This window comes from Roseomonas sp. F4 (assembly GCF_053891155.1).
The window spans coordinates 122,433-134,739 of the sequence record NZ_JBSSHK010000004.1; the positions used below are offsets into that span (position 1 = coordinate 122,433).

At 67.9% G+C, this 12,307-nt stretch carries 13 protein-coding genes; 11 read left to right on the plus strand and 2 right to left on the minus strand.

Going from position 1 to position 12,307, the window contains the following annotated elements; genetic code table 11:
- The gene (locus ACVFYP_RS16985) at positions 1–354 is read left to right on the plus strand and encodes an FtsB family cell division protein (RefSeq protein WP_499201916.1); all 354 of its coding nucleotides are present in this window, start codon (positions 1–3) and stop codon (positions 352–354) included.
- Here the strand turns inward: ACVFYP_RS16985 and ACVFYP_RS16990 are convergent.
- Positions 327–1,541 carry an MFS transporter gene (locus ACVFYP_RS16990; RefSeq protein WP_499201389.1) on the minus strand — a complete coding sequence of 405 codons (1,215 nt, stop codon included), beginning with the start codon at positions 1,539–1,541 and terminating at the stop codon, positions 327–329. The genes ACVFYP_RS16985 and ACVFYP_RS16990 overlap by 28 nt on opposite strands.
- Positions 1,542–1,770: 229 nt before the next feature.
- On the opposite strand from ACVFYP_RS16990, the gene pdhA reads away from it, so the two are divergent.
- The 8 genes from pdhA to ACVFYP_RS17030 all read left to right on the plus strand — a co-directional run bounded on the left by pdhA (position 1,771) and on the right by ACVFYP_RS17030 (position 9,742).
- On the plus strand, positions 1,771–2,802 hold the full coding sequence (gene pdhA / locus ACVFYP_RS16995) for a pyruvate dehydrogenase (acetyl-transferring) E1 component subunit alpha (RefSeq protein ID WP_499201390.1): 1,032 nt from the start codon (positions 1,771–1,773) through the stop codon (positions 2,800–2,802).
- Complete coding sequence (locus ACVFYP_RS17000; RefSeq protein ID WP_499201917.1) at positions 2,799–4,181, plus strand: pyruvate dehydrogenase complex E1 component subunit beta; 1,383 nt, start codon at positions 2,799–2,801, stop codon at positions 4,179–4,181. The genes pdhA and ACVFYP_RS17000 overlap by 4 nt, the downstream gene beginning before the upstream one ends.
- A gap of 12 nt (positions 4,182–4,193) precedes the next feature.
- Positions 4,194–5,519: a pyruvate dehydrogenase complex dihydrolipoamide acetyltransferase gene (locus tag ACVFYP_RS17005; protein ID WP_499201391.1), complete on the plus strand. Its 1,326-nt coding sequence runs from the start codon at positions 4,194–4,196 to the stop codon at positions 5,517–5,519.
- Between the two features lie 69 nt (positions 5,520–5,588).
- On the plus strand, positions 5,589–6,077 hold the full coding sequence (locus ACVFYP_RS17010; RefSeq protein ID WP_499201392.1) for a GNAT family N-acetyltransferase: 489 nt from the start codon (positions 5,589–5,591) through the stop codon (positions 6,075–6,077).
- Between the two features lies 1 nt (position 6,078).
- Positions 6,079–7,473 carry a dihydrolipoyl dehydrogenase gene (gene lpdA, locus ACVFYP_RS17015; protein ID WP_499201393.1) on the plus strand — a complete coding sequence of 465 codons (1,395 nt, stop codon included), beginning with the start codon at positions 6,079–6,081 and terminating at the stop codon, positions 7,471–7,473.
- Positions 7,474–7,483: 10 nt separating this feature from the next.
- The gene (gene lipA / locus ACVFYP_RS17020) at positions 7,484–8,476 is read left to right on the plus strand and encodes a lipoyl synthase (RefSeq protein ID WP_499201918.1); all 993 of its coding nucleotides are present in this window, start codon (positions 7,484–7,486) and stop codon (positions 8,474–8,476) included.
- Entirely contained in the window at positions 8,476–8,946 is a 471-nt protein-coding gene (locus ACVFYP_RS17025; RefSeq protein WP_499201394.1) for a type II toxin-antitoxin system RatA family toxin, read from the plus strand. The genes lipA and ACVFYP_RS17025 overlap by 1 nt, the downstream gene beginning before the upstream one ends.
- A 7-nt stretch (positions 8,947–8,953) precedes the next feature.
- The gene (locus ACVFYP_RS17030; protein WP_499201395.1) at positions 8,954–9,742 is read left to right on the plus strand and encodes a phosphodiesterase; all 789 of its coding nucleotides are present in this window, start codon (positions 8,954–8,956) and stop codon (positions 9,740–9,742) included.
- 2 nt (positions 9,743–9,744) lie between these two features.
- On the opposite strand, the gene ACVFYP_RS17035 is transcribed toward ACVFYP_RS17030, so the two are convergent.
- Positions 9,745–10,377: a hypothetical protein gene (locus ACVFYP_RS17035; protein ID WP_499201396.1), complete on the minus strand. Its 633-nt coding sequence runs from the start codon at positions 10,375–10,377 to the stop codon at positions 9,745–9,747.
- Between the two features lie 146 nt (positions 10,378–10,523).
- Here ACVFYP_RS17035 and ACVFYP_RS17040 point away from each other — a divergent pair, with 146 nt between their 5' ends.
- Both ACVFYP_RS17040 and ACVFYP_RS17045 read left to right on the plus strand, forming a co-directional pair.
- Complete coding sequence (locus ACVFYP_RS17040; protein WP_499201397.1) at positions 10,524–11,171, plus strand: glutathione S-transferase family protein; 648 nt, start codon at positions 10,524–10,526, stop codon at positions 11,169–11,171.
- A 54-nt stretch (positions 11,172–11,225) separates the two neighbouring features.
- The gene (locus ACVFYP_RS17045) at positions 11,226–12,293 is read left to right on the plus strand and encodes a threonine aldolase family protein (RefSeq protein WP_499201398.1); all 1,068 of its coding nucleotides are present in this window, start codon (positions 11,226–11,228) and stop codon (positions 12,291–12,293) included.
- Positions 12,294–12,307: the final 14 nt, after the last annotated feature.

A 12,307-nucleotide genomic window follows, 5' to 3' on the forward strand; every position in this document is an offset into this window, starting at 1 on the left:
ATGTATCTGCCGCCACAAAGGCGGGGGGGTTTTGGCGCCTGGGTCCTGCGCAAACTGCGCGCGGCGGTGCTACCGGCGCTGTTGCTAGCGACAAGCGGCTATTTCGTCTGGCACGCGGTGCATGGTGAGCGCGGGCTGATCGCCCGTGACCTTCGACAGGAACGCATCCAGGAAGCACGGCTGGAACTGGAGCGCGTTCGGACGGAGCTGGAACTGGTGGAACGCCGCGTCGCCGGCCTACGTGGCGAACGGCTGGACCGTGACCAACTGGATGAACGGGCGCGCCAGTTGCTGAACCTCGTCGACAAGGACGAGATCGTGGTGCCCTATGAGGCCGATCGACGCCTGTTCTGATCGAAATCCGGCAGGCCCCGCAGTGGCGCCAGCGGGCTGGTAGCCACCACCAGAAGCGACAGGCCGAAGCCCAGCGCCGCCAGCCATAGCGCGGCGAGGAGGCCGAAGCCTGCGGCCACCGCGCCCCCGGCCAGCGCCCCAAGCGGGCGCACCCCGAACACCGCCACCTGCATCACCGCCCCCACGCGCCCCAGCAAGGCGGCCGGCGTGACAGCCTGCCGCAGGCTGGTCTGCGCCACCTGCCACAGCATTGGGCCGAAGCCGAGCAGCGCCATGCACAGGGCCAGGGTGGCGAAGCCGGGCGCCGCCGTCAGCCCCACCATTCCCGCCACGGACAGGCCTGGACCGCAGAGCAGGACCATCCCAAGCGGCATCACCCGGCTGAGCCCCGGCGCCACCAGAGCGCCCAGCACCAGTCCCGCGCCATAGGCGCCGAGCGCGAGGCCGGTGGTGCCGGCCTCCAGCCCCAGCGGCCCCAACGCCAGCGGTACCGCCACCGCCATCAAGGCGAAGAAGCCGGCATTCCAGGCGATGGCGGCCAGCGCGATGGCCCGCAGCAGCGGCTCCGCCAGGACATAGCGCGCGCCCTCCGCCACGGCGCGTGCCATGCCGGAGCGTTGGGGCTGGGGGGATGCGGGCAGGGCTGGCAGGCGCGAGGCGAGGATGGCGGCGGCGAGGCCCGCCAGCGCGGCCACGCCCAGCCCCACCTGAGGCGCCCCCCAGCCTGCCAGCGCGCCGGCGACCGGCGCGGCCGCCAGCGTCGCCAATGCCCGTCCCAATTCCAGCCGCGCGTTGGCGGCCGGCAGGGCAGGGCGCTCCACCAATGCGGGCAACAGGGCGAAGACCGCGAGTGCCGCGGCGACCACGCCGGCGGCACCGAGGAAGGCGGCCAAGGCCAGCAATATCGGCTGGCCAGAGAGCGGCAAAGCGAGGCCGAAGCCCAGCGCCGCGAGCAAGCCGCCACCGGCCAGCAGCCGGCGCCGGTCCATCCGGTCGGCCAGAACGCCGGCGGGCAGGGCCACCAGCAGCCAGGCGGCGCCCTGGGCGGCGACCAGCGCGCCGGTCAGGCCGGGTCCGGCGCCAAGGGCTAGGGCCGTGACCAGGGGAAGGACGGCCAGGGCGAGCTGATCCGCGCCGTGCAGCGCGGCAAAGGCCATGGGAAGGAGAATGCGATGATTGGGTGGCATCTGCGCGGTTCCAGATTCTTGCGGAACCAGGGGTGCCTCCGGCACGATTCAGGCGCCATCCGGCGGTTGCGCCGCAACGACGAAACAGCCCAAAAAACGAGTTAACCGATCTATGGTTAATCCTCGTATTGCATTGCACAATCAGCGCTTTTGCCGATGAAGACATGCTTGCACGGACCAGATTGCGCGCGTAGATGCGAGGACAGGGAAGCCCTGAGGAGGACACCGCATGGCCGAAACCGCCGCCCGACCAGCCCGCGGCAAGGGGGCCTCCAAGGGGGCCAATCAGCCCGCCATCAGCAAGGACGAGCTGACCCGCGCCTATCGTGACATGCTGCTGATCCGCCGCTTCGAGGAAAAGGCCGGCCAATTATATGGCATGGGCCTGATCGGCGGCTTCTGCCACCTTTATATCGGTCAGGAGGCCGTGGTGGTCGGCATGCAGCTCGGCCTGAAGCCGGGCGACCAGGTCATCACCTCCTATCGCGACCACGGCCATATGCTGGCCACCGGCATGGAGGCCCGCGGCGTGATGGCGGAGCTGACCGGCCGTATCGGCGGCTACTCCAAGGGCAAGGGCGGGAGCATGCACATGTTCTCCCGCGAAAAGGGCTTCTACGGCGGCCATGGCATCGTCGGCGCGCAGGTGTCGCTCGGCGCCGGCCTCGCCTTTGCCAATTGGTACCGCGGAGACGGTGCCGTGGCGCTGGCCTATTTCGGCGAGGGCGCCTCGAACCAGGGTCAGGTCTACGAAAGCATGAACCTGGCGGCCCTGTTCAAGCTGCCCTGCGTTTTCATCATCGAGAACAACAAATACGGCATGGGCACGTCCGTGGAGCGCGCCAGCGCCTCCCGCGACCTGTCGAAGAACGGCGCGCCCTGGGGCATCCCCGGTGAGCAGGTGAACGGCATGGATGTGATTGCCGTGAAGGAAGCCGGTGAGCGCGCCATCGCCCATTGCCGCGCCGGCAACGGCCCGTACCTGCTGGAGATGAAGACCTACCGCTACCGCGGCCATTCCATGTCCGACCCGGCCAAGTACCGGACGCGGGAGGAGGTGCAGAAGATGCGAGAGCAGAACGACTGCATCGAGACCGCGCGCAAGATGCTGCTGGAGGTCTTCGAGACCAGCGAGGCTGCGCTGAAGGTCATCGACGACGAGGTGAAGGCCATCGTGCAGGACAGCGCCGAATTCGCGCAGACCTCGCCGGAGCCCGATGAGAGCGAATTGTGGACGGACGTCCTGGTGGAGTCCCGCTGATGACGCAGATCCTGATGCCCGCCCTCAGCCCCACCATGACGGAGGGCAAGCTCGCCCGCTGGCTCAAGGCGGAAGGCGATACGGTGAAGGCCGGCGACGTGATCGCCGAGATCGAGACCGACAAGGCGACCATGGAAGTGGAAGCCGTGGATGAGGGCACGCTGACCAAGATCCTGGTGCCCGAAGGCACCGAGGGCGTTTCGGTGAACACTCCGATCGCCGAGCTGGACGACGGCAGCGCCGCGGCGCCGAAGCCCGAGGCCCCGAAGGCGGAAGCCGCTCCAGCCGAGCCCGCCAAGGCTGAGCCGCCGACCGCGGAGAAGATGGAAACGGCGAAGCCCGCCGCTGCCCCGGTGCCGGCTCAGGCCGCCGCCGCGCCGGAAAAGGATTGGGGCGCCACCAAGCCGATGACGGTGCGCGAAGCCCTGCGCGACGCTATGGCCGCCGAGATGCGCCTCGACAAGGACGTGTTCCTGATCGGCGAGGAAGTCGGCCAGTACCAGGGCGCCTATAAGATCAGCCAGGGTCTGCTGGACGAGTTCGGCCCGAAGCGCGTGATCGACATGCCGATCACGGAACACGGCTTCACCGGCATGGCGGTCGGCGCGGCGATGACGGGGCTGAAGCCCATCGTCGAGTTCATGACCTTCAACTTCTCCATGCAGGCGATTGACCAGATCGTGAATTCGGCGGCGAAGACGCTGTACATGTCGGGCGGCCAGCTCGGTTGCCCGATCGTCTTCCGCGGTCCGAACGGCGCGGCCAGCCGCGTCGCGGCGCAGCACAGCCAGTGCTACGCCAGCTGGTACGCGCATCTGCCGGGCCTGAAGGTGCTGGCGCCCTGGTCGGCGGCGGACGCCAAGGGCCTGTTGCGCGCCGCGATCCGTGATCCGAACCCGGTCATCTTCCTGGAGAACGAGATCCTCTACGGCCAGACCTTCGACTGCCCGACGGATGAGGATTTCATCCTGCCGATCGGCAAGGCGAAGGTGGAGCGCGAGGGCACGGATGTGACCCTGGTGGCCTTCTCCATCATGGTCGGCATGGCCATGCAGGCGGCCGAGGAACTCGCCGCCCAGGGCATCAGCGCGGAGGTCATCAACCTGCGCACGCTGCGGCCGCTGGATATCGAGACGGTGGTGAAGTCGGTGAAGAAGACCAACCGGCTGGTCACGCTCGAGGAAGGCTGGCCCTATGCCGGCATCGGTGCCGAGGTCGCCATGCAGATCCTGGAGAACTGCTTCGACGACCTGGATGCGCCGCCGGTGCGCGTGCACGGCCTGGATATCCCCATGCCCTATGCCGCGAACCTGGAGAAGCTGGCCCTGCCGCGCCTCGAACAGGTGATCGAGGCCGCCAAGCGCGTGACCTACAAGTAAGGGAGGCAGCTCATGGCCACGAACATCCTGATGCCGGCGCTGTCCCCCACGATGACCGAGGGCACGCTGGCGCGCTGGCTGAAGAACGAGGGCGACACGGTCAAGGCCGGCGACATCATCGCCGAGATCGAGACTGACAAGGCGACCATGGAAGTGGAAGCCGTGGATGAGGGCGTTCTGGGCAAGATCCTGGTCCAGGGCGGCACCGCCGGCGTGAAGGTCAACGACCCGATCGCCGTGCTGGTGGAGCCGGGCGAATCCGCCGATGCGGCGCCGGCTCCCGCCAAGGCGGAAGCCCCGAAGGCCGAGGCGAAGCCGGCACCCGCGCCCGAGACGCCAAAGACCGAACCGGCCGCCGCACCGAAGGCCGAGGCGCCGAAGACTGCCGAATCCGGCGACCGCACCATTGCCTCGCCCTTGGCGAGGCGCATGGCCGCGCAGGCCGGGCTGGACCTGGCCGGCGTCAGCGGCAGCGGGCCGAATGGCCGCATCGTGAAGACCGATGTGGAAGCCGCGCTGGCCAAGCCGCAGGTCGGGAAGGCGGAGCCTGCCAAGGCCGAACCGGCGCAGGCCCCGGCACCCATAGCCCCGGCCCCCGCCGCCGCACCGGCACCGAAGGCGTCGGCGCCCGTCATCACGGCGCCGCATACCGCCGTGCCGAACAGCAGCATCCGCAAGGTGATTGCGCGCCGCCTGTCGGAATCCAAGCAGACGGTGCCGCATTTCTACGTCTCGATGGATATCGAGATCGACGCGCTGCTGAAGCTGCGGGCGCAGTTGAACGCGACCTCGCCGAAGGACGGGCCGGGCGCCTTCAAGCTCTCGGTCAATGACCTGGTAATCAAGGCGGCGGCGGTGACGCTGCGACGGTTCCCGCAGGTGAATGCGACCTGGACCGAGGACGCGATCCTTCAGTACCACGACGTCGACATCTCGGTCGCCGTCAGCATCCCGGACGGGCTGATCACGCCCATCATCCGCAAGGCGGATCAGGCGGGTTTGGCCTCCATCAGCAACCAGATGAAGGATCTGGCGGCGCGGGCCAAGAGTGGAAGACTGAAGCCGGAGGAGTTCCAGGGCGGCGGTTTCTCCATCTCCAACATGGGCATGTATGGCGTGCGCGACTTCGCGGCCATCATCAACCCGCCCCAGGCCGGCATCCTGGCGGTCTCCGCCGGGGAGCAGCGGCCGGTGGTGAAGGATGGCGCCTTGGCGATTGCCACGGTGATGACCTGCACGCTGTCGGTCGACCACCGCGTGGTGGATGGCGCGCTGGCGGCGGAATGGATCGCGGCATTCAAGAATATCGTCGAGCAGCCGCTGAGCCTGATGCTGTAGTCGAGGTGAAGGCCCTCTCCCCCCGTTGGGTGGAGAGGGCTTTCGCCGCTTTCATCTGAAAGGCTGCATGTGACCAGCGGTCTCACCCTGCGCGACGCGACCGAGGCGGACCTCCCTGAGATCCTCCGCCTGGTCCGGGAGCTCGCGGATTACGAAAAGCTGCTGCACGAGGCGGTTGGCACCGAGGCCGATTTTCGCGAGGCCCTGTTTGGCTCGACCCCCCGCGTCTTCTGCACCCTGGCGGAGCGTGAGGGCAGGGCAATCGGCCAGGCGATTTGGTTCTACAATTTTTCGACTTTTACGGGCCGCCCCGGCATCTATCTCGAAGACATCTATGTCGAGCCCGCCCATCGCGGCCTCGGCGTCGGCGGCGCCTTCTTCCGGCATCTGGCCCAGCGGGCGGTGGCGGAAAACTGCACGCGGATGGAATGGCAGGTGCTCGACTGGAACGCCCCGGCCATCCGCTTCTATGACCGCATCGGCTCGGAAAGCCGCGATGAATGGCGCATACGGCGCCTCTCGGGCGACGCGCTGCGCGCCCTCGCAGGAGAATCCTGAAATGGCCGAGACTTTCGATCTCGTCGTCGTCGGCGGCGGCCCCGGTGGCTATGTTGGTGCCATTCGCGCCAGCCAACTCGGCATGAAGGTCGCGCTGGTGGAGCGCGAGAATCTGGGCGGCATCTGCCTCAACTGGGGCTGCATCCCGACCAAGGCGCTCCTGCGCGCCTCCGAGATCAATCACCTGCTGCACAGCCTGGATAGCTACGGCTTCGCCGCCGACAATATCCGCTTCGATTTCGCCAAGGTGGTGAAGCGCAGCCGGCAGGTGGCGGGCCAGCTTTCGGGTGGCGTCAAGCACCTGATGAAGAAGAACAAGGTCACGGTCTTCGATGGACACGGCAAGCTCGCCGGCCCGGGGAAGCTCTCCGTGACCAAGGACGGCAAGCCCGTCGCGGATATCGCGGCCAAGCACATCCTGCTGGCGACCGGCGCGCGCGCGCGCGTCCTGCCGGGGATGGAGCCGGACGGCAAGCTGATCTGGTCCTATCGCGAGGCGATGACCCCTGCCGCCCTGCCCAAAAAGCTGATCGTCATGGGAAGCGGCGCCATCGGCTCCGAATTCGCCAGCTTCTATCTGAACATGGGCGCCGAGGTCACGCTCATTGAGGTGATGGATCGCATCCTGCCGGTGGAGGACGAGGAAATCTCGGCCTTCGTCCACAAGGCTTTTGCCAAGCAGAAGATGCACATCATCACGGGCGCCCGCGTGCAGGGCGTCCGCAAGGGCGCGGACAGCATCACCGCCATCGTCGAGGCCGGCGGCAAGGTGCAGGAAATTACCGCGGACCGCATGATCTCGGCCGTCGGCATCGTCGGCAATGTCGAGGACCTCGGCCTCGAAGGCACCAAGGTGAAGGTGGAGCGGACCCACATCGTCACCGATGCCTATGGCAATACGGGCGAGCCCGGCGTCTATGCCATCGGCGACCTCACCGGCGCGCCATGGCTGGCCCATAAGGCGAGCCATGAGGCGGTGATCTGCGTCGAGGCCATCGCCGGCAAGCATCCACATGCCATGGACGTGCTGAACATCCCCGGCTGCACCTATTGCCGCCCCCAGGTCGCCAGCGTCGGCCTGACCGAGAAGAAGGCCAAGGAGCTGGGCCACGAGGTCCGTGTTGGCCGCTTCCCCTTCATCGGTAACGGCAAGGCCATCGCCATGGGCGAGCCGGAGGGCCTGGTGAAGACGGTGTTCGACGCCAAGACCGGCGAATTGCTGGGCGCGCACATGGTCGGACCGGAAGTCACCGAGATGATCCAGGGCTACGGCATCGCCCGCACCCTGGAATCGACCGAGGCAGAGCTGATGCACACCGTCTTCCCGCATCCCACGGTTTCGGAGACGATGCATGAGTCGGTGCTTGATGCCTATGGCCGGGTGATCCACATCTAGCGACATGGCCATACGCGTCGAAATCAACCACGCCCGCCCCGCCACCGAGCTCTCGGCGGCGGCGGCGAAAACCGGCGCCGAGAGGCATCCGGAAAAGGCGCGGCGCCCGGACAACCCCATCCAGCGGAAGCCCGACTGGATCCGGGTCAAGGCGCCCACCAGCCCGATCTACCGGGAAACCCATGCGCTGATGCGCGCCAATGGGCTGGTCACGGTGTGCGAGGAGGCGGCCTGCCCGAATATCGGGGAGTGCTGGTCGCAGCGCCACGCCACCATGATGATCATGGGCGACACCTGCACCCGCGCCTGTTCCTTCTGCAACGTCATCACCGGCATGCCCAAGGCGCTGGACACGGACGAGCCACGCCGGGTGGCGGATGCGGTGGCGAAGCTCGGCCTACGCCACGTGGTCATCACCAGCGTTGATCGCGACGACTTGGCCGATGGCGGGGCGGAGCATTTTGCCCAGACCATCCGCGCCATCCGTGCCGCGGCGCCGGAGACCACCATTGAAATCCTCACCCCCGACTTCCTGCGCAAGGATGGGGCGCTGGAGGTGGTGATCGATGCGCGGCCGGATGTGTTCAACCACAATCTGGAAACCGTGCCGGCGCTCTATCCCTCCATCCGCCCCGGTGCGCGCTACTACCACTCGCTGCGGCTGCTGGACCGGGTGAAGCAGCGCGACCCCTCCATCTTCACCAAGTCCGGCATCATGGTCGGGCTGGGGGAAAAGCGGATCGAGGTGCTGCAGGTGATGGACGACCTTCGCAGCGCCGATGTCGATTTCCTGACCATCGGCCAGTACCTCCAGCCCTCCGTGAAGCATGCGGCGGTGGACCGGTTCGTGACGCCGGATGAGTTCGCCGATTACGGCCAGGCGGCGCGCGGCAAGGGCTTTCTCCTGGTCTCCGCCACGCCTCTGACGCGGTCCAGCTACCACGCGGATCGCGACTTCGCGGCGCTGCGGGATGCGCGGGCGGCAAAGCTGAAGGCCGCCTGATGCCGACCCATGCGGAAAAGCGCGTGCTGCCCTACACGCAGGAGCAGCTCTTCGACATGGTGGCGGATGTGCGCCGCTACCCGGAATTTCTGCCCTGGTGCGTCGGCGCGCGCATCGTCTCCCGCACCGAGGACGAGCTGGTCGCTGACCTGACCATCGGCTTCAAGATGTTCCGGGAGACGTTTCGGAGCCATGTGACGCTGGAGCGGCCGCATCATGTGCATGTGCGCTACCTGACCGGTCCCTTCCGCTACCTGAACAACCATTGGCGCTTCAACCCGGTGGCCAACGGGACCGAAGTCGATTTCTTCGTCGATTTCGAGTTCAAGTCGCGTCTGCTCCAGGCCGTCATCGGCACCGTTTTCAACGAGGCGGTGCGGCTGATGGTGCGGTCCTTTGAACGCCGCGCGACAAACCTCTATCGCCGCGCGCCCCCGCCGCCGGCGGCGAGCCCCGCGCCTTCCGCCTGACGCGCGGATGCTGATCGCCCATCTGTCAGACCCGCATCTGCGGCCGCGGGGCGAGCTGTATCAAGGCTTGGTGGATTCCAACGCCATGTTCCAGGCGGCGTTGGAGCAGCTCGACCGAATGGCGCCGCAGCCCGATCTGGTGCTGCTGAGCGGCGATGTAGTGGACCATGGCACGGAGGCTGAATATGCCTTCGCAGCCGATTTGCTGGGGCGCATTCGGCCGCCCTTGGTGATCATACCCGGCAATCACGACGAACGCGCCGCCTTCCGTCAACACTTTGGGGATCCAGCAGGTTCAGGACCGCTGCATGTGGACGCCGGCGCGCATGGCCCGGTGCGGGTGCTGGGCCTGGATGTCACCGTGCCCGGCGCGCATCACGGCCAGATGGATGACGCCGCCTGTGAATGGCTGGAGGCGCGGCTGGCGGAGGACCCCACGCGCCCGACCATCCTGATGATGCACCAGCCGCCCTTTGCCAGCGGCATCCCGTTCATCGACCCCTATCGCTGCCTCGAAGGCGAACGTCTGGCTGCCATTGTCGCGCGCTATCCGGCGGTGGAGCGTATCCTCTGCGGTCACGTCCACCGCTTCATGTTGCTGCGCTTCGGCGGCACGATGCTGGTGACAGCGCCGAGCACCACCACGGCGCTGGCCCTGCGCCTGAACCCCGATGCCGCCCCGGCCAGCTTCGTGGAGCCCCCCGCCATGCTGCTGCATCATTGGCGGGCGGAGACGGGGCTGGTGACGCATCTGGTCCCGATCGGGGCCTTCCGGGGGCCGCTGCCCTTCTTCTGAACCTACGACGATCGGCCGCAATGCTTGCCGTTGGGCAGATAGGGCCAGAACAGCCGGTCATTCTTGTAGAAGCGCTCCAGCGCCGCCGGGCCCACCAGCAGGTCCGGCACGCCCAGGCGGAATGCCAGGTACAGGTCCTCCGGCTTCACGCCGCGATTGCGCTCGGCATCCAGCCAGTCATCCTGCGCGCCGTGCTGGATTTTGGTCACCAGCCGCCGGTTCAGCGCCTGCACCAGCTCCCGCGCCTCCGTCAGCCAGGCGCCGTATTTGGCGCCGGGCGTGGCGGCGGTGATGGGAATCTTGCGAAAGCCCGCACCCTCCTGCCGCCAGCAGCTCATGATGTCGTAGTCGGAAACCATCAGCAGGCCGCCCGGGCTGGTGACGGCGCCGGAGGTGCCGCTTTTCGCCGTGGTTACCGCGGTCTTGGCCGGCAGCAGCCCGTGCAGGGATCGCGCGGCGAGGTTGGGGCAGCGGAAGATCAGCAGCACGGCGCGGGCGGCGGTGATCTGGCGGATCGTCATGACATCCTGCGGGTCGAAGCCGCTGTCGCGGGCGTAGCGGATGTCGCTCGCCGAGGCGCCTTCCTGCCTTGCGGCTACCTCGCGCTGATCCGCCAGGATGTCGCCGATACTCACCTGCAAGCCGCTCATCCAGCCACGCCCCATTCCCTGCCGTTTGAAAGAAAGCATGGGCCGGCGATGGACGGATGGCGTGGGCGTTGCGCGTTGTTTCACGGCTTTGCGTCTGCCCTGGCGCAGGTAATCGGGGCAAGCTGCGCCGCATGACCTACATCCTCTACGGCGATGCCGGCTCCGGCTCCGCCCCGGTCGAGATGGCGCTGGCCGAGGCCGGCGCCGCGGTGGAACTTCGTGACGTACCGCTGGAGGGTGACCACCAGCTGCGCGCCGACTACCTCGCCATCAATCCGATGGGCCGGCTGCCGACGCTGATCCTGCCGGACGGCACGGTGATGACCGAGAGCCTCGCCATCCTGGTGACGCTGGCGGATATCCACCCGCGCCTTTTGCCGCCGCCCGGCGATTCCGGGCGGGCGCGGGCACTGCGTTGGATGGCGCTGCTGGCCGGCGAGTTCTACCCGCAGATCACCCGCTGGGATTACCCCGCCCGCTTCGGCGTCAGCCCCGACCAGCATCAGGCGCTGCGGGACGGCGCGCTGACTATGGCGCGCGACGTTATGCGGGTGGTGGAGGCGCATGCCGGCCTGACCGGCGACCCGGCCGCGCCTTTCCTGCTCGGCGCCCGGTTCAGCGTCGCCGACATTTACCTCACCGTGCTGTCGCGCTGGGCGGAGGGCCGGGTCTGGACGCCCGCCAACCTCCCGAAAATCGAGGCGCTGGCCCAGGCCGTGGCCCGGCGCCCGGCCATCGCGCCGCTCTGGCAGCGTCATGGACTCGCCGCCCCGGCTTGACGCAGACGGCGTCGCATAGCGGAGTGGGCCGGCACAACGCCGGAGCCCCGCGACATGGTCCACGCCCCCGAACGCCCGCCCGCCGGCGCGCCGCCCGTCCGCATTAACCTCTATTCGGACACCCAGACCAAGCCCGGCGCGGCGATGCTGGACGCCATGATGCGGGCCGAGGTGGGCGACGAGCAGCATGGCGACGACCCTACCGTCCATGCGCTCTGCGACCGCATGGCGGCGCTGATGGGCAAGGAGGCGGCGGTGTTCATGCCCTCCGGCACCATGTGCAACGTCGCCTCCACCCTGGTGCATTGCCGCCCAGGCGAGGAGATCATTGCGCATGAGACGGCGCATATCCTGACCAGCGAGGGCGGCGCCCATGCCGCGCTCGGCAGCGTACAGATCTACCCGCTGAAGGGTCCTCGGGGCATGTACACGCCGGACGCCCTGCGCGGCGCGCTGCGCGGCAAATCCCGCCACACGCCGACGCAGCGACTGGTGGAGGTGGAGCAGACGGCGAATACCGGCGGTGGCGCCGTCTGGGCCAAGGCGACGCTGGATGAGATCGCCGGCATTGCCCATGGCGCCGGCCTTTCTACCCATATGGACGGCGCCCGGCTTATGAATGCCTGCGTCGCCGCCGGCGTCGCCCCGGCCGATATGGTGGCGGGCTATGACAGCGTCTGGCTGGACTTCACCAAGGGCCTGGGCGCGCCGCTCGGCGCCGTGCTCTGTGGCAGCGCGGAGTTCATCGACGAGGCCTGGCGCTGGAAGCAGCGCCTCGGCGGCGCCATGCGGCAGGCGGGCATCTGCGCGGCGGGGTGCCTCTACGCGCTGGACCACAATGTCGATCGGCTGGCGGAGGACCACGCCAATGCCAAGGCTCTCGCCCGGGGCCTTGCGCAGATGGAAGGCGTGGAGGTGCAGGACCCCGACACCAACCTGGTTTTCTTCACGATCCCTGGCACCGGCGTGGCGGCGACCGAACTTGTGCGGCGGGTGCGGATGGAGGGGGTGGCGCTGTCCCTGCTTGGCGGCCGTCTGCGCGCCTGCACCCATCTCGATGTGACGCCGCCCATGATCGAGGACGCGCTGACCATCATTCGCGGGGCACTGGCGCGCGGGTAGGCCTGCGCGCACCT